Origin of the sequence: [Clostridium] symbiosum ATCC 14940 (assembly GCF_000466485.1) — a bacterium.
Taxonomy (GTDB): Bacteria; Bacillota; Clostridia; order Lachnospirales; family Lachnospiraceae; genus Otoolea; species Otoolea symbiosa.
Genome location: NZ_KE992934.1, coordinates 12,924 through 31,769 on the forward strand (window position 1 = coordinate 12,924; position 18,846 = coordinate 31,769).

General features: G+C 48.7%; 11 protein-coding genes. All 11 read left to right on the top strand.

The genetic code is table 11. The features are described from left to right. Positions 1 to 57 precede the first annotated feature (57 nt). The 11 genes from CLOSYM_RS13020 to CLOSYM_RS13075 all read left to right on the top strand — a co-directional run bounded on the left by CLOSYM_RS13020 (position 58) and on the right by CLOSYM_RS13075 (position 18,839). Positions 58 to 1,335 (top strand): O-acetylhomoserine aminocarboxypropyltransferase/cysteine synthase family protein, encoded by a 1,278-nt coding sequence (locus CLOSYM_RS13020; RefSeq protein WP_003499694.1) that lies wholly within the window; start codon positions 58 to 60, stop codon positions 1,333 to 1,335. A 302-nt stretch (positions 1,336 to 1,637) separates the two neighbouring features. After that, positions 1,638 to 8,918 (top strand): MSCRAMM family protein, encoded by a 7,281-nt coding sequence (locus tag CLOSYM_RS13025; RefSeq protein ID WP_021642455.1) that lies wholly within the window; start codon positions 1,638 to 1,640, stop codon positions 8,916 to 8,918. 142 nt (positions 8,919 to 9,060) lie between these two features. Continuing rightward, on the top strand, positions 9,061 to 9,774 hold the full coding sequence (locus tag CLOSYM_RS13030; RefSeq protein WP_003507300.1) for a LytR/AlgR family response regulator transcription factor: 714 nt from the start codon (positions 9,061 to 9,063) through the stop codon (positions 9,772 to 9,774). Next, a complete protein-coding gene (locus CLOSYM_RS13035) occupies positions 9,774 to 11,066 on the top strand; it encodes a sensor histidine kinase (RefSeq protein ID WP_044902418.1) in 1,293 nt (430 codons plus the stop codon). The genes CLOSYM_RS13030 and CLOSYM_RS13035 overlap by 1 nt, the downstream gene beginning before the upstream one ends. Before the next feature lie 153 nt (positions 11,067 to 11,219). After that, positions 11,220 to 12,551: a S41 family peptidase gene (locus tag CLOSYM_RS13040; RefSeq protein ID WP_044902421.1), complete on the top strand. Its 1,332-nt coding sequence runs from the start codon at positions 11,220 to 11,222 to the stop codon at positions 12,549 to 12,551. A gap of 142 nt (positions 12,552 to 12,693) precedes the next feature. Further along, on the top strand, positions 12,694 to 14,244 hold the full coding sequence (gene cls, locus CLOSYM_RS13045; RefSeq protein ID WP_003499683.1) for a cardiolipin synthase: 1,551 nt from the start codon (positions 12,694 to 12,696) through the stop codon (positions 14,242 to 14,244). A 242-nt stretch (positions 14,245 to 14,486) separates the two neighbouring features. Then, complete coding sequence (locus CLOSYM_RS13055) at positions 14,487 to 14,939, top strand: DUF2975 domain-containing protein (protein ID WP_044902420.1); 453 nt, start codon at positions 14,487 to 14,489, stop codon at positions 14,937 to 14,939. 15 nt (positions 14,940 to 14,954) lie between these two features. Further along, a complete protein-coding gene (locus CLOSYM_RS13060; protein WP_003499679.1) occupies positions 14,955 to 15,167 on the top strand; it encodes a helix-turn-helix domain-containing protein in 213 nt (70 codons plus the stop codon). Continuing rightward, positions 15,164 to 16,567 carry a DUF4153 domain-containing protein gene (locus CLOSYM_RS13065; RefSeq protein ID WP_021642460.1) on the top strand — a complete coding sequence of 468 codons (1,404 nt, stop codon included), beginning with the start codon at positions 15,164 to 15,166 and terminating at the stop codon, positions 16,565 to 16,567. The genes CLOSYM_RS13060 and CLOSYM_RS13065 overlap by 4 nt, the downstream gene beginning before the upstream one ends. Position 16,568: 1 nt before the next feature. Continuing rightward, positions 16,569 to 17,480 carry a patatin-like phospholipase family protein gene (locus CLOSYM_RS13070; RefSeq protein ID WP_003507287.1) on the top strand — a complete coding sequence of 304 codons (912 nt, stop codon included), beginning with the start codon at positions 16,569 to 16,571 and terminating at the stop codon, positions 17,478 to 17,480. 261 nt (positions 17,481 to 17,741) lie between these two features. Beyond that, a complete protein-coding gene (locus CLOSYM_RS13075) occupies positions 17,742 to 18,839 on the top strand; it encodes an S-layer homology domain-containing protein (RefSeq protein ID WP_021642461.1) in 1,098 nt (365 codons plus the stop codon). Positions 18,840 to 18,846: the final 7 nt, after the last annotated feature.

Consider the following 18,846-nt stretch of genomic DNA (forward strand, 5'->3'; position numbering starts at 1 on the left):
TAGAGACTAATTTGAACAGTATTATATATTATATGAATGACAGAGGAGGACACACCAATGAGCCAGAAACGTTCAATTGAAACCACCTGTATTCAGGGCGGCTGGCAGCCGAAGAACGGCGAGCCGAGGATACTTCCTATTTACCAGAGTACTACATTTAAATATTCCACCAGTGAACAGATGGGAAGGCTTTTCGATTTGGAGGAGAACGGTTATTTTTACACCAGGCTTGCCAATCCGACCAACGATGCCGTAGCCAATAAGATTTGTGAGATGGAAGGCGGAGCGGCGGCCATGCTGACCTCATCCGGACAGGCGGCAAATTTTTATGCGGTGTTTAATATCTGTAATGCAGGCGATCATTTTATCTGTTCTTCGACCGTATATGGCGGAACATCCAATCTGTTCGTCGTGACAATGAAAAAGATGGGAATTGAAGTAACCCTGGTGGATCCGGACGCTCCGGCAGAGGAGATCGAGAAGGAATTCCGCCCGAATACCAAGTGCGTGTTCGGCGAGTCGCTTGCCAATCCGGCCATGGTTGTACTGGATTTTGAGAAATTTGCTGCCCTGGCCCATAAGCATGGGGTGCCGTTCATCGTGGACAATACCTTTGCCACTCCGATTAACTGCCGGCCCTTTGAATGGGGAGCAGACATTGTAACTCATTCCACTACAAAATATATGGATGGCCATGCGATGAGCGTAGGCGGCTGTATCGTGGACAGCGGCAATTTTGACTGGGAGGCCAATGCGGAGAAGTTCCCGGGGCTTACGACACCGGATGATTCTTACCACGGAATTATCTATACACAGAAGTTCGGAAAGGGAGCCTACATCACGAAAGCTACGGCACAGGTAATGAGGGATCTCGGTTCCATCCAGGCGCCGCAGAACGCATTCCTTTTAAATATCGGGCTTGAAACGCTACATCTGCGCATGCCGCGTCACTGTGAGAATGCACAGAAGGTGGCTGAGTTCCTGAAATCCTGCGAGGAAGTGGATTGGGTAACATATCCGGGCCTTGAGGATGATAAATATCATGAGCTGGCAATGAAATATATGCCGAACGGCACCTGCGGAGTTATTGCATTCGGCTTAAAAGGGGGCCGTGAGGCAGCCGCGGAATTTATGGATAAATTAAAGATGGCGGCAATTGTAACTCATGTGGCTGATGCCCGCACCTGCGTGCTTCATCCGGCCAGCCATACCCACCGTCAGCTCTCCAACGAACAGCTCCTGGAAGCAGGCGTCGATCCGTCCTTAATCAGGCTGAGCGTCGGTATAGAGAATGTGCAGGATATCATTGAGGATATCAGGCAGGCTCTGAAATAAATATATTGACCGGCAGATAGTTTACATATGGAAATTTTCTAATGAATAAAAGAGGCTTTTTCCGGAAAGATTCAACTTTTGGTTGATCTTTCTAAGGGAGAAGCCTCTTTTATTATTTATATTCTATGATACCAGGGTCAAAAGACCTTTTGGCCCCAACATCATTCTATTTTGGTAAAATCCGGCAGGCTTCGGTAATGTGAATTTAGGAGCGTTAATTCTCTGCTATAATATTTTATGATAAAATCCGGTGCATACAGTTTTGAGAGCAGGCCGGAAATGATACGAAAGAGGGACTTGGGATGAGGGAGTGTGTCAAAAAGCTACGGGAAGAATGGAAAATAAAGCTGGCATGGGTGATGATTTGTACGATTCTTCTCCAGGCTTTGGCAGGATGGAGAGTGATTCCTGTTATGGCCGGTGAGACGGAGAAAATGGATTTATCAGGCTATGCGACGCCGTCGGATGCGTTTCAGCATTTCAATATGTGGACGGACAGGGACACGGTGTCCGGAAATGGGTTTGAGCTACAATTAGAACTGGCATTTGATAATAATTTTTTGGAAACAGCGGTTGAAGATGCCCAAGGCGATATCGAAAAGTGTCCGGACCTCTCTTTTCAGATAAAAGTGGAATGCAGCGGCTTAAATAAAAATATTAATTTTCAGAATCAGGAGCTGACTTATGGGGATGTCTTAATCGGAACCATGGTTACGGAGCAGAATGGAACGTGTCTCGATATATCGATTATCTTTAACAAAGACGACATTTACAGCGGTTATCAGAATATTGAGTCAGGTGCACAATTATCCCTCGGCCTTGAAGCAGGCCATAATGGAGATGAGATAGAACTGGAAGACAATCAGGAGGGGATTGTCACCGTCAAATTGTCGTCGCAAGGTTCCGGGCAGCCGGAGGATAAGGGAGCCTATTCACTGGTCAAAAAAGCGGATAGCGGAGACGGTTTGGATATCACCTATACAATTACAGCCAGGGCCTCCTCCTCTGAGGCGTCCCTGGCCCAAAAAGCTACGCCGGCGACGGCATCTTCAGGCTTTGAAGATATAGATGACTGGGAGACCTGGCAGGCCATGGATGAGGACGAGGAAGACGAAGAGTACCAAGAGGAGGACGGGGACGGAACAACAGGCAGTGCAAGTCAGCTGAAGAAGAGGAAGTCCTCCCGGAGAAAAATGGCAGAATCGTCAAAAACCTATACATTGGGCGGGAAGCACATCATCGATGACGTGCCGTCCGAATTGGTGGTGACACACGCCTATGCAGGGACAGGAGATGCGAAGGAAGAACTTCTCCCGCTGGAAGACTATTATGATCAGGAAAATGGCAGGTTCGTTTACCCGATTGCAGCCAGCGCCTCAGAAGCGGACGCCGGGATTATAACAGACAGCGCCGGAAATATCATAGAGGCATCGGTTACAATTGAGACAGAAATCAGCAGCAGACTTTTAGAAAACTGGAATGAACAAAAAAATCTGGAGCTGACAATTCAAAATAAAGCAACTCTGAGGGATGGTGAAGATAGCCAGACCAGTCTTGCCGAAGCAGACACAACAACGAAAAAAACGCTGGGACAGGAGCTGACAAAAGACGGACAGGAGATATTAAGCCAGGGGGAGAATAAAATCCGCTGGAAAATCAAAATGAAAACCCTGCTTCATACCCTCCACTCGGCCTATCTGATTGACTGGCTCGGGGAAGGTCTTGAATATGTGGATGAGATTACGGTAAAGGAGGGAGGGGCGGAAAGGACAATCTCTTTCAAAGCTTCCGACTCCGGCATTCAACTGGAATTGGGGAAACAGCCTCCAAATAATTATTTTAAGAAAGGCGGTTTTCTGTCCGGGATAGAGGAAGCGCTTAAGGACTTCAAAGAAGGGGAGGCGGTGCGTTTTGGTTATTCCTATCAGTCACCGGATGGTAAAAACCATAACGCACAGGGATTTATCCTGCCCGCTCGCGACCTGGTTAACAAGGATGTAGAGCTTGTTTATTACTCAAAGGTTCCAAAGACTTCTGTGACGGAAGGGCAGGGAACCGTTACAAATAATGCAACACTTTTCCACAACCATGATACGGGAGAAGGAATAGGGCCGTGGGACTGGCCTCCGGAGAATATTGATCTGGAGCATGGGGTTGACTATAACCATAATGCCCTGAAAAAGACGGCCGGCAGCTACGACGAAACAACTCAGACTATGACCTGGAAATTTGAAATCAACCGTTCCGCCGCAGAAATCAGCAGCTTTACGATGAGAGACGCCTTTGATCCACTGAAACAGGTGATTCTGGACAGCAATTTCCCGGACGGAAAGTTAGTTCTTAAAAAAGTGAACCGTGGTAATCCGGACGGCAGAGCCGATGAGGTGGAATTAGCGGAAGGAAGCTATTCGGGCGATTACTATACACTCGAAAAGACTGAGGGCGGAATCTGGCTTCTGACCATACATCTGGCTAAGATAGAGGCGCAGGAGTATTATTCTTTTGAAATAAGGACGCGCATTGTTGATCCGGTGAGCCTCAGCCAGGATCAGGGCAGGGTAGAGAATACTGCAGAATATGAGCTGACCTCCGGTTCGGAAACTATTAAAGGCACCGCGGCAGACAGCAGATTAATACCGAACGCATACGTCAGTAAAAAAGCAATAGACAGTTATAATTACAAGGATAATCTGGTGAAATGGCGGATTGGCTATAACCAGAACAATATCCTGCTGAAGAATTCCGTTCTTACGGACCATCTGCCGGTAGGAACTGTGTTTTCAACAGATCCGGCCTTAAAAAGCGGGCTGACCGGCGTCTGGAAAAAGACGCGGCAAGACAGCAGCGCGGGGACATACAGGGAGGTAAGCTTTGAAAAAGCTGCGTCCGGTTCGGAGCTTCGGCGTCCCGCTTCCCCTGCAAATCTGACGGAAGCGAAAGAAATTCTTCGCTATAAGCTGAACGGCACGGATGATACGATACTTGCCGTATATTCGGTGACAGAAAGAACGGCGCAGGAGAAGTATGCTGATCAGGACATTTTCTTTGTCCTGTATGAAAAGGCTGAGGACGGATTTTATGTCCCTCTTATCGGCGAAGATGCCTGGCAGTATGAATTTACGGCCTATGTGGAGGAGAAGTACAGGCAGGAGAAATTCAAGACTGCAGAGGGGCTGAAGCTGCTGAATCAGGCGGCACTGGACAGCGATATTATCTCCACCAGGGAGAATGAAGGAATGCCGGTGCATATCACAAAAGATGCGCAGGCGTCGCATACCGCAGCGGTGCATATGCTGAAAAAGGGGGAGTTCCATCCATTTAATAAAGAAGATACGTATGACCGCCTTCCATGGCTTAAATGGGAATTAGCCGTGAATATAACGGGAGTCAATTTTGAAGGAGTTAAAATTTCCGATCACATGGCCGGCTATCTGGAGCTTGAACCGGCGAGCATGAGATTTTACAGGATAACAATGGCTCCCGACGGCAGCTATGATTATAGCCCTGATTCAGGTCTGACTGACACGGAAATTGATGAGAATTTTACGGTGGTAAAAAACGGCGGAGGCTTTACAATCGAATATAAGGAGTCTGCGCCCCTGGCCAGGGTACCGGTTTTAGTAGTTTACGACACTGTTGTAGTGGATTCTGTTCCGGACAGCGGAGCCGACAATACGGTCCTGATTGAATGGCCCGACGGCAGCAGCGACAGCACCGTTACCACGAATGCAGAGGCCGGCCGGTTCCAGAGCAGCTCATTTGCAAAATTGGAAAAGCTGCAGATGGCGACAGTGACAAAAAAAAGCGCTAATTCATTAGACAGCGGCGACGGCTATACTCTACAGGGTGCAAAATTCCAGTTAATCCCTGTTTTCAAGCTGCAGGGCGAGTCACCGTCCAATCCCGGAGCGTGGGTGCAGATGAACGATCCGACGGCGGCAAAGGTCAGAACATCGAATGAAAACGGGCAGATGTTTTTCCTCCGCCTGCAAAGCAACACGATTTATAAGCTGGAGGAGACCCAGGCAGCGCCGGGGTACGATAGTCTATCCTTTAAGCCTCAGCATATTCTGTTTGGGAAAGGGGCGCTTGACAGCCTGCCAAAGCTTCCGGACGGTGTGGAAGATACTCTGCAATATCAGGATACAGTCTCAAATGGGGCGAAAATGTATTTTGACGCATTAAATTCCCCTCAGGATTTGGAAAGCAACCGGTTCCGGTTCTATAAGACGGATAAAGACGGCAACGGTCTGAAGGGCGCGGTGTTCACGCTCACGGCGATTCAAAGCAGTATTCTGACTAACAGGGATTCGGTGAGTGATGAGAACGGCAAGGTGGACTTTGCCGGACTGGAGCCTGGCATTATTTACAGTATAACTGAGAAAAAGCCGCCATACGGTTATAAAAAGGCGGCCGGTTCCCTCACTTTGGAGGCAGAGTTTGACAGCGTCACGGGAGAATTTGAAATAAATGCGAATGCAGTCAATGGTTTTCCCTATATTCCGGGAGACGATGCCGCCGGTACAGAAGCTTCGGTGATAAATGAGCCTATTTTATCCAACATTGCATTTTATAAAACAGGCCAGGACTTTGTACCGCTTAACGGGAATACATATCCAGTCAGATTTAAGGTCGAGAGAAAAGCGGCCGGAGAACCGGAGGAAAGCTTTGAAGACTGGAGTGCAGGGCCGGATGGGAGCAGCATGATACCGCTGACAGGGGATGGGCTTGTGAGGCTCGACAGCCTGCCCTGCGGCGTTTACCGGTTTACGGAGGATGTCTCCGAAGTACCGGAAGGGCTCCTTGCACCGGAACAAAAGATGCAAAAGATTCTGGTGGAGATTGAGCCTGCCTCAGATGGTTTAAACGGCAGCGTCACATTTTATAATTGCAGTGACAGCAGTATGGATGAGACAATGATTAAGGCTGAAGGTGTATTAAAGAACGGCTGTTTTCAGCCTGCCGACACAAAAATCCTTCAGGTAACCAACAGCCTGCCTTTCGGCTATATTCAGGTTAACAAGGTAAAAGCAGTCAGGATGGACGATAAGCTGACTATGACAAGCGAGCCGGCTGCAGGGGCAGGGTTCAGTGTATACGAGGCAAAAGTCGGTACAGAAGCGATATGGGAGCCGGTGGATAAGGATGTGCCTCTTCTCACCCTGACAACGGACGGTGAAGGTCATTTCAGCCGGGAAGAGATGGGAGATTCCCTCATAGCAGGCAGGACGTATCTGATCAGGGAAAGCAAAGTACCTTCCGGATACTGCAAAGATACAACGCTCAATTACCCCGGATATGAGGGGCCGGAAAATAAAGGGTTTGTTCCCGTGACGATCGGAAGAGCCGGGGAGACATACTATATCGGTGCAGTCAATAAGGGAACTTCCGATGCATACCGGGCAGACAAAACTTATGATTACGGAGCTGCCGGCCTGGCATCAGGCAGCGATGAGAAGCTGCTGTACTATAATATCGAGGCACAGACAGGTAATGTTAAAGGGGAGAAGCTTGGAGCATTTTATTATGACGGCGCCGGGATCACCAGAACGCCTCTGGAAGGCGTAACATTCGAACTCACAGAGCTTCCGGTTACGGAGTATTCCTACAGGGCATCCGCCGTGACGGATCAGAACGGCTCCTTCCTGTTTGAGAATATTCCGGCCGGCTCAGCCGGAGAAGGTAAAGAATATGAACTGAGGGAGATTACACCCGCTTTCGGCTATGAGACTCCGGACGGCACGGACAAGTTTGTCAGAACGGTGGCTGTTAAGGAGTATCAGACGGCGGAGATCGACGTGACAGGGGAACCCCTTGTGTTTTTAAATGATCCGCTTACCTTTGAACCGAAGGTGAATAAAAAAGATCCGGAGCTGGCGCCGCTTTCCGGAGCAGAGTTCCTGCTGGAGGCGGAGGCGGAGGATGGAACGGCCACGGAAATCTGTTATTTAAAAGAAACAGCGGGAGGGGTACACTCCATTCCGGATCCCGGTAAGGAATCCGATCAAAAATACATGAAGCTTAGCGGTTCGGACATTTGGAAGTATTTTACATACACAGGCGCAAACGGCATGGGTGCATTGACCGCCGGTACGGAGACACCAAAGCTTTATTACAGCGGCAGCTTTGAATACCGGATTCGTGAAATCAAGGCCCCGGCCGGATACATGGCGGACGGTGCGCTTTACAAAGTCGACCGCTCAGCGGCCGTCAATTCGGCAGACGGAGTCTGTTATATTTCCAACTCCCAGGACGGGAAGAGCTTTGTTAACCGGTACCATGAAGATATACTTTTGCTTGAGAAGAGAATCGAAGCGGAGGATGGCGGTATCATTGCCGGCTCTTCGGGTGCGGATGTCTCCGGCTTTTGTTTCCTTCTGACAGGAAAGGACTTTAATGGAAGGCCGGTGGAGGAATGGTTAAAAGTGGAAGATATCACCGGAGCTTCGGAGGTGAAAATCGTTCCCTCCGAAGGCATCTATCTGGAAACGGAAAAAGACGGAGAAATTGTTATCCGTTCCATCAAAGAAGGGCTCTATCAGGCAAAGGAGATTGAGGGAAGCCGGACAGGCAAAAGCGGAGCCTATATTGCCGACGCCGGACCACAGACAGTGACGGTCCGAAGGCAGGAAGGCAGGATAACCGGCGGTAAGTTCCTTTTTATTAATTATCTGAAGCGCGGGACTATAACCGGAAAAAAGGTTGCTGCCCCGGTGACGGATACTTCTGCAGGTCTCTCAGGCGCCCTGATGGGGTTATTTAAAGAGGGAACAGGGAACTTCACAATCGATAACACATACCTGGGAAATACGGCGTTAAGCGGCAGCGGCGGTGAGTTCCGTTTTGAAGATATTCCATACGGAACCTATATTGTGGCGGAGATTACACCTCCCTCCGGCTATTATCTGAACCGTACGGTATCCTACCGTGTCGTCTTATCGGGAGCTTCGGAGAGCGAAGGGACTGAGCTGATTAAAAACAGTTCGGACGGCGCCGTCACCGCCGCAGAGGATGAGAGCGAGATTGTCATCGGAGACTGGAGGATAGAGAGCGCAGGTCATGGAGGAGGCAGCAGGCCGGGGAGCGGTGGAAACAGCCGTCCGACCGGGCCGGGATTAGTGGAGACACAGCCGGAAATACAGAAGGAACCAGGTATTTTGGACGAAGAGGCGGCGGAGCCTCCAAAGGAGATGCCTCCGTCCGTCATTTGGCCGGAGGATTCGGAGAGTTTTCCACCTGCAACAATAAAAAGGGAACCGGACGGTATCATCCGTGTTGAAATACCTGACGAACGGATCACTTATGTAACGGTGAAAAATGACAGAGATGAACTTGTCTTTGAGGGCAGTTATGACAAAGGTTTCACGATCACTTCAGAGCTGCCTGCAGGAGACTACCGGCTTATTACAATGGATGAGAACGAGGTGCCGCTTGGCAGCTATCTGTTCGTAATAGACGAGGGCGGCGTGCCGCTGGCGTCTCTGCCCAGGATGGGAGAGCATTCCCTGCCGGTTTCGGCGCTGCCCGTGATTATGGCCGCCTGCATTCTGCTGATTGGTTATTTCAGGAGAAGACGCGGATAGCCCGACAGAGTTTAAAACTGCGGATAGAAACGAAAGTCCGGGCGTGTAGTCTGCTTTTGCGTGTTTCTGCTTTCCAAGTTCCATACCAGTTGCTATAATAGAGAGGTACAAAGATGATGAATTATAGCAGAGGTGGAAGCAAGTGATACAGATAGCAGTCTGCGATGATGAAAAATATTACAGGGATAAGATACGGGAACTGGCGGCTCAGTTTCTGGAAAAAAGGCAGCTCCCATATACCGTCACGGTCTATCCGTCGGGGGAAGACTTTCTTGCCGGGGAGGAAAATCTCGTAAAATATGATATTGTTTTTCTGGATATCAGCATGAAGGACATAGACGGGATAGAGACAGCAATGCGGATCCGTTCCTTTCACTCCGGAACCTGTATTGTGTTTGTGACCGCATTTCTGGATTATGCGCTGGATGGGTATAAGGCCGACGCAGTGCGCTATCTGATGAAGGATTCCCTCGGGACGGAGATGGAGGAATGTATGGCTGCAGTTCTGGAAAGAATGGAGCTGCGGCAGGTGGCATTTCCGTTTACCGGAGGGGTACAGGAACTATACACGGATAATATTCTTTACGTGGAGAGCAGGAAACATAAATCTGTTTTCTTCTGCCTGGAGTCAGAACGGAAGGAATACCAGCTCTATGAGAAGCTGGATGTGATCGAAGAGAAGCTTGGTCAGTATGCTTTTCTCCGCATCCATAAAAGCTATCTCGTCAATATGAAGCATATAAGAAAAATCAGCAGTTATGCGGTAATCCTTGATACGGGGGAGAGCCTCCCCGTGCCCCGCCTTAAATTCCGGGCTGTCAGGGAGGCGTTTACCGCTTACAAAGGAGCATGGTGATGGAGATACTTATCAGGGGAACCGTATTGTCACTGATTCTTGCCATGAGCTGCCGTATATTTTATGATACGATTGCCGACGGCAGGGAATGGAGGCACAGTCTGACGGGAGGGACAGTCCTTCCCGCCTTTCTGCTGGCTTTTTTCTTTATTGCCTTTACTGAAATACCGCCGTACCTGTTCCAGCCGGTCCGGATGATTGCGGCCGTTTTCATCGTGGCGCAGATTTATTACCGGATCCGTCCGCTTCAGAACCTGTTACTGTCAACGCTTTTCTGCGCCCTGATCTGGATAATTCAGATGTTTGCTTCTTTGCTTATTTATATTTTATACGGCCGTGGAGGGAACCGTCTATGGGGGATGGATGAAATCCTGTGCTATGGGATCCTGCTGTGCCTGATGCTGCTGTTTCAGAAAGTCTATAAGGGGAGAGACGGCATTCGCGCGATGGCCGGAGAAAGCTGGGGCAGTTTTATCTATTTTCCTGTTTTCAGCATTATTGTGTCTGTGGCTCTGAGTATGCTCACCCTGGACGGAGGCAGGGAGGACGGGAATATCATGTTGATTGTGACAGCCGGATTCTGGCTTATCAATCTTGTGGCTTTTGATATGATGGAAAATATCCTGGCAGGACGGGCAAAGGCGGAGAAAATGCGGCTGTCAGCCGAGAGGAACAGGAACCAGATGGAGATTTACCGGAGCTTGCAGCAGGGGGATGAGTGCAGGAAAAGACAGATCCATGATTACAAAAACCAGTTAAACTGCATCCGGGGCCTGGTGGATGACAACAGGACAAAGGAGGCGCTGCGCTATATCGGCCAGCTTACCGGCAGCCTGAACGAAAGCATTCATCAGATTAATACAGGCCATCCGGTGGTAAATGTGCTGCTGAACCAGAAATACCAATCAGCCAGGGAGCAGCAGATTTCGATGACAATGACGATGAACAATTTGTCGGAGCTGTCCCTGAGCGAGGAAGATATTGTGACGCTGCTTGCCAACCTGCTGGACAATGCCATCGAGGCCTGTCTGAAGCTTCATGGAGACAGGAGAATACAATTGAAGATGGTTCTGGAAGAGGAGGAGCTTTTCCTTTCGATCCGCAATCCCGTGGAGTGGGAGGTGAAAATCAGCGGCAAGACAGCAGCGGCGGCAAAGGAGAAATCAGGGGAGCATGGGCTGGGCCTTGGCAATGTGGATGCCGTGATACGAAAAAACAGAGGCAGAAGCACACTGCAATGCCAGGAGGGCTGGTTTTGTTTTACCGCTGTCATTTTGCAGCCGCAGCGCTGAAGCCGGGCAGGAGCCAAAGATGCAGGCTTCTGCTTTTTTTTGCTGTCCGGCCGCCGATTTGTGCCGCCTGTATTGATGAAACGCGTTCTGACCAATACAATGAGGGAAGAGGAATACAGGAGCTGGTCAATCAGCCACGGACAGGAGGATATTATGAAACAAAAAGCAAGGCATTTTACGGCCGCTTGTTTGATAATCAGTATTGCGGTATCGGCAGCCGCCTGCGGACAGAGCGGGACCGCTAAATCAGAACAGGTTACGGAGGCCGGTGTATTTACCGCTGAGACGCTGTATCCTGAAATGATTCTGACAAAGGAGGAGATGCTTTCCGACTATGACGCCATGTGGAAAGCCGTGAAGGAGAACTATCCCTTTTTCGGAGTGCTTTCCCGCAACAATCCGGAGCATCCTGATTATTATGACGAAGTCATCGGGGATTACCGCAGACAGATTATCAATATGCAGCAGGAAGGCGATGCGGCGATGTGGGAATTTATAACCATTGTGTCCGGCAGTCTCTATGATGTGTGCGGTCTGACCGGACACGCAGGCATCCTGAACCCCCATTATTTCCGGGAGCTTGATGTCAACAAAAAATACATCAGGGAGTATCCGGAGCTCCAGCCCTGGGTTGACGTATCCAACCGTCCGGAGGTTATATCATTTTATGATTACTACGATTATCTGCTGACATTTTTGACCGGAGCAGGAGAGGAAATGGAGGGAGAAGACGAGGATAAGGAGCATAACGGTGTTCCGGCATTGGGACTGCATATGGAACGGCTGGGGGATAAGGGAGATACGGCCTATGTCAGAGCAGATTCTTTTGACGATTCACGGATGGAGGAGGAAGTGCCTGAGATACGGGGTTTCCTGGAGGCGGCGGAAGACTGCGGAAATCTGATTATAGACATACGCGGCAACGGAGGCGGAAATACCGTTTATTGGGAAGAGGCATTTGTACGGCCAAATCTGACGGAGCCGCTAACGTACCGGCTGGTAAGGCTGATGAGGGATACTGCTTTAGCCGGACAGTTTTTCGGCTCTTTCTACCAGGGCTCGAACCTCAGTGCAGAGGAGGTTAAAAACGATCCCAGGTATTCTGAATTTCCTGAGGAGGATAAAAGAGGGCTGGCGCTGGCAAGGGAAATTGTGACAACCATTGAACCGGAAGACAGCGGCAGCGTGTTCCGGGGACGGATATGGCTGCTTACGGGACCGTCCGTATACTCATCCTCCGAGGCATTTGCCGTATTCTGCAGGGAGACCGGCTTTGCCACCCTTGTGGGACAGAGAACCGGCCGGTCCAACAGCGGGGGCGCAATCCTTTATGAGCTTCCCGCCAGTCACCTTCTGATCCAGTTTGACGTGGAGTACTGCCTGAATGGGGATGGAAGCTGTAATATGGAGATGGGTACGGCTCCCGATATCGAATCGGACGAGCCGCTGCAGACAGTGCTTGACATAATAGCGGACAAACGATAATCTGAACGCTCCGCGTACAGGTCACAGCAGCAAAAGCGGTAGAGTAAAAATACTCTATCGCTTTTTATATAATGGTGATATAATCTTGATTATGGTTTTACCATAGCTTTGTCAAGTCAAATAAAGGATGTGAAAGATACTGATGAAAAAATTAAGAGGATTGTTAAGGATTATTTTCGGCCGGACCACGTTTGTTGTATTATTCCTGCTGGTTCAGATGGGAGTGCTGCTGGCGGGCTTTAACTGGCTGAGGGAATATATGATTTATGTGTACGGCGGTTCCTCCCTGCTGAGCGCTGTAGTGCTTATCTACATTATCAGCAATGACGAGAACAGCAGTATTAAGCTGTCGTGGGTGGTGCCGATTCTGGTGATTCCCGTATTCGGAACACTGTTCTATCTGTTTTTAAAGCTTCAGCCGGGCGTAAAGCTGATTAATAGAAGAATCCAGTCTCTGGAAAAGGGGATTGCCCCCTATCTGGTCCAGAATGAGGAAGTGCTGCGGGAATATAACAATATCAGTTCCAGCGAAGGCAATCTGGCCCGATATATGAACCGATACGGCGGGTTCCCGGTTTACCAGAACACGAATGTGGAGTATTTTCCCCTGGGGGATGATATGTTCCCGAAAATGCTGGAGGAATTAAGACAGGCCAAGCATTTCATTTTCATGGAATATTTTATTGTGGAACGCGGAATTATGTGGAATGCAATACTGGAAGTCCTCGAGCAGAAAGCAAAAGAGGGGCTGGAGGTCCGATTTATGTATGACGGTATGTGCTCTCTGGCGCTGCTTCCCTATTCCTACCCTAAAACGCTTCAGGCAAAGGGGATTAAGTGTAAAATGTTTTCTCCGGTGAAACCGGCTCTTTCCAGCTATCAGAACAACAGGGATCATAGAAAGATATGCGTTATCGACGGCCATACCGCATTTACCGGAGGGGTGAACCTGGCCGACGAATATATCAACAAAAGGGAGAGGTTCGGTCACTGGAAGGATACGGCCGTGATGCTGAAAGGCGATGCCGTAAACAGCTTTACCATGATGTTTCTCCAGCTTTGGGGAGTGACGGAGCTGGAAAAAGAGGATTACAGCCGTTTTCTTCTCCCGGCGGATTACAGGTATCCGGAAGGAATGGATTACAGCGGTTTTGTTATGCCTTATGCGGACAGTCCTCTGGACGGAGAGAATGTGGGCGAGCAGGTATACCTCGATATCCTCGGCCATGCAAAGCGGTATGTGCATATCATGACCCCATACCTGATTTTGGACGACGTGACGCTGACTGCACTTAAATATTCGGCAAAACGGGGAGTTGAGACGATTATTATCATGCCTCATATTCCCGATAAACTCTATGCCTATCTTCTGGCAAGATCCTATTATGCGGAGCTGCTGCGCGCCGGTGTGCAGATTTATGAATATACGCCCGGCTTTGTCCATGCCAAAATGTTCATAAGCGACGACGAAAAGGCCGTGGTTGGGACAATCAACCTGGATTACAGGAGTTTGTACCTGCATTTCGAATGCGCCGCCTATCTCTATAAAAATAATACCGTATATACAGTGGAGGAAGATTTTCAGGAAACGCTTGGAAAATGCCGGTTAATCACACTGGATGACTGCCGGCGGTATTCACCGGTCAAACGTTTTGCAGGAAAAGCGCTGCGCCTGTTTGCGCCGCTGATGTAAAAGTGAAAAAGTACTGAATAGGCCGCCGGGGCGGCCGGACTGTGAGACAGCCGGCTGCCCCGGCGGTTTTTTGCAGGAGCCTGTGCGTGCTGCGTGCCATTTCTTACTTTTTTCGAAAAACATCATTAATATATCGAAAAACGATAAAAAAATATTGATTTTCGGTTTTTTGCATGTTATACTGCCCATAACAGCATACGTCCAGGAACATGCTGAATTTACTCCGGAGGTGTATCATATTTATGAACTGGAATAATGAAAAGTCGATCGGGTTAACAAAATTCTTTATTATTTTATTTGCGGCGGTTTACATACTGGTGCTGGTGTTCTGTCCGAGAATGACAAGGGAGTTCGTGGACCACAGTTTTTCTGCCCGCGGTAAAGATTTTAACCTATTTATGGCAACCATCTATTCGAGTGCGGTTCCTCTCGGCATCATTTTATGGAATCTGTACAGGATGATAGGCAGAATCGGTGAGGAACAGATTTTCAGCGACGAGAATGTAAGCTGTCTGAGACTGATAAGCTGGATGTGTTTTGCGGTTGCCGTCATCTGCCTGATTTCTATGGCTTATTATATTTTCTTCCTGATTATAGCAGCCTGCGCGGCTTTTATGGGACTTCTGATCCGGGTGATCAAGAATGTATTCGTAAGGGCTGGGGAAATCAAAGAAGAGAATGATTATACAATTTAGAGGGAAGGGGCTGTCATGGGAATTATTGTCAATCTGGATGTGATGATGGCAAAGAGGAAGATTTCCGCCGGAGATCTGGCGGAGCGCGTCGGGATCACTCCGGCGAATTTGTCGATACTGAAGAATAATAAAGCAAAGGCCATCCGGTTTTCCACGCTGGAAGCAATCTGCCGGGAGCTTTCCTGCCAGCCGGGCGACATTTTGGAATTTGAGGAGGAGCAGCTATGATGATGGATGAAAATCAAAGGACAGTGGAAGAGTACCAGGTAGAAGAGCACCGGACAAAAGAGATAAGTGCAGAAAGCCGGAGGGTTAAAAGGAATTATGAAAGGCGTGACTATCTTCTCGCTCTGATCATGGCCGCAGCGTCATTTGTCTATGTCCGGGGCAGTGAGTTTTTTTCAGGCGCCTGGCTCCCCCTGTTTACGGCACTGTTCGTTTCTGCCGGAGTTTTTTACCTCCATTCCCTTGGACGCAGGATGGACAGAGAGGGGAAAACCAGTCTGTTTTTTCTGATTGCGGGAGCTGTCTGGTTTCTTGTTAAATATCTGCCTGGCCGGCAGGAATGGGAGCTTCAGGGGATAATGCCCTATGTGACTTTATTCCTGCATGGAGCAGGAGTCTACTGGCTCCTGACCGTCAGCGGGGCAAGAATAAAGGGAGTGTTGGATGAAAGCTGTATTTTGGATCTGGGAAAAGGATTTTTTGCCCTGCCGTTTATGAACTTTGGTGAAGTTTTTCTGGCAGCGGCGCATAGGGTAAAACAATTCAGAAGCAGCGATCAGGAGACAAAGAAAAAGCAGAAGGATAAAGCAGGACAGATTCTGTTCGGAGTCATGATGAGTATTCCCGTACTGGTGATTGTCCTTCCCATGCTTGCAGGGGCGGATGAGAGCTTTTCGGCTTTTGTGGGCGGACTTTCAAATTTGTGCAGCACCCTGACAGAGAATTTTTTTGAAGCGCTTTTATTTGGCAATTTATTGTTGAATCTGATGGTAATTCTCGGTACCTGTTATTTTTATGGCCTTTTTTACGGAGCTTTTCATGCAAAATCCACAAAAGAAGACGCAGGGCAAGTAAACGGCAGCCGGCCTGTCGGTCTGCCCTATGCGGTTATGATTTCTTTTTCATCGGCGGTCTGCGGAGTTTATGTACTGTTTTTTCTGGTGAAGTTTTCAGACATTCTTGCGAAAGCTTTTTCTCACCAGCAGAGCTTTGTTTACAGTGATTATGCAAGACAGGGCTTTTTTGAACTCTGTTTTATTTCCGTCATTAACTTTGGCCTGTTCTACTTTATCAAGGTATTCAGCGATAGGGAGAAAAAAACAGTAAAACTTATGCTTTCCCTAATGTGTGCGGAGACTCTCGGATTTATTATGCTTGCTTTTTCCAAAATGTGCCTTTATATTAGTGTATATGGATTTACCTTTAAAAGGGTATTTACCAGTTGGTTTATGGCAGTGCTATTCATCACGTTTTTCAGGCTGTTCTATTGCATCTGGAAACAGGGCAATGCCATAAAAACAGCAGTATTATTTGCCTCTGCCACATTTCTTATGCTGGCATACAGCAATATGGAGGGATGGATGCACCAGGCAAACCTGATGATGGGCTTTTTGCAGCAGTAGCATGGCTTTGCGGGGGCCTGTCCGGGAAGAAAGGAGATACGATTCAAAATTGACAGAAGGAGCACTTGTACTGGAAGGCGGCTCCCTGCGCAGCGTATTTACGGCAGGCGTGCTGGATACACTGCTGGAGCATGAAATCAGGCTTTCCTATGTAAACGGAGTTTCCGCCGGTACGATGGCGGGAATGAATTACATCAGCGGACAGAAGGGGCGCATGCTCCGCATTAATAAAGAATATCTGCATGACAGGCGGTATATGGGACTGAGGAGCCTGGTGAAAAGCAGGCTGATATTCAATTTCGACTTTGTATTCGGAGAATTGAGCAATGAACTGATTCCCTTTGATTATGACGCCTTTTACGGTTCCCCTCAGAAATTTGAGGTGGTAGCCACGAGATGCAGGACGGGAAGGCCGGAATTTTTTGACAAATCCTCCTGCACGGAGATGATGCAGGCAGTCAGGGCCTCCAGCAGCATTCCGATGCTTTCACGGATGGTGAAAGTTAACCATAAAAATTATCTGGACGGAGGCGTTTCTCTGCCAATTGCTTATGAGAGAGCTTTTGAACTCGGGTATGGAAAAGTGGTGGTAGTTCTGACACGCCATAGAGGTTACAGAAAGAAGCCGGTCGGCTCCATGACGGAGAGGGCCTATGAGCGCTATTTTGCGCCGCTCCCTCATCTGCGGGAAGCGCTTTATGAAGTTCCCGGACGCTATAACAGAATGCAGGAAGAAATAGACAGGCTGGAGGAGGAAGGACGTATCTTTGTAATCCGTCCCGAGTATCCGGTGGACGTGTCACGGTTCGAGCAGGATGTCAGAAAGCTGGAGAAGCTCTACCGGGAAGGAGTCAGAATCATGGAAGGACGGCTGGAAGCATTGGAGGCGTATTTAGAACAGGAACAAAAGTAAAATATCGTGTTAAATTTTCAAGGAAATCCGATCATGGATTCATCTATAAGGGCTAGATCTCTCGAACAGGGAGGTTTGGCCCTTTTATTGATTGCGTTGACCTGTGCGCGGAGCGTGCAGTTATCATTGAAGATGGTGACCATGAAATCTACCATATTTTCACAGTTTGAACACAAAATGCACACAATTTATTGATATAGTTTCAACAAATAAACAAATAAGATGAATATACGGTTAAATGAAAGGCGGTAGGAAAATTATATGAACAGACAGCGCACAGCGGTTACCATGGCAGCCATAATGGCATTTTCAGCGGCGGCTCCGATGACGGCGGAGGCATCTTCCAGCTACAGTATGAGAAAGAAAGTAATTACTGCAGCCGGCATTATGACGGCTGAGTCAGACGACAGCAGGCTTGTGACAAGGGCCCAGTTTGCCGAAATGCTGGTAAAGGCATCCACCTACCGCAGCAGTGTCAGCTCTGAAAATAACGTTTCCATTTTCTCCGATGTGGACAGAAACAGTGAATATGCATCTTACATAAGAGTAGCAGTTGAGCAGGGCTGGATGACGGGATATCTGGGCGGGAAATTCAAACCGGATGAAAATATTACGATGCAGGAGGCGGTAAAAGCAGTTCTGGCCCTTCTTGGATATACAAATGAAGATTTTGGAAGCAACCAGGCGGCAAACAGGCTGGCTAAGGCATCCTATCTGGAACTGGACGAGGAGATTGGGAAAACCGGAGCTGAAGTCCTCAGCCGCTTTGATTGTGTGAATCTCTTTTATAACCTTATGAAGACCAATACAAAGGAGAATGAAGGAAAGGCAGAAACAAGTTCCACGGTCTATGCGGCCGTACTCGACTTCACACTTACCTCGGATGGGGAAATCAATCCGCTGGAAGCGCTGGAAAGCAAGCTGAAGGGGCCGATAGCGGTTAAAGACAGGAGCTTGAAAAGTATCCTGCCATTCTCCCTATCCAAAGCATCCTTTTATCTGGACGGTGAGTCGGCTTCCGCGGATGAGCTGGAGGACGGGGCGGTCGTGATTTATTATAATACAACTTCGAGGGCTGTTTACGGCTATTCGGAGAGCGGCAACGGAGGGCGCGGAGCGACAAAAGGCACGCTCGATGCAATCTACTATAAATCTTCTGATGTCATGATACCGACTTCGATTGTTGTGGATGGAGTGGAATATGAACTGGCCACCTCCGATATGCAGTTCGCTTTCTCTGTTTACGGTGATTTAAAGGTCGGCGATGAGATTATTGTTATCTGGGAAAACAAGACGGCCTCCGCCGTGGAGGATGATAACGACAATCCGGAGTATAAGCTGATTGATTATATTGAATAGGCGGGGA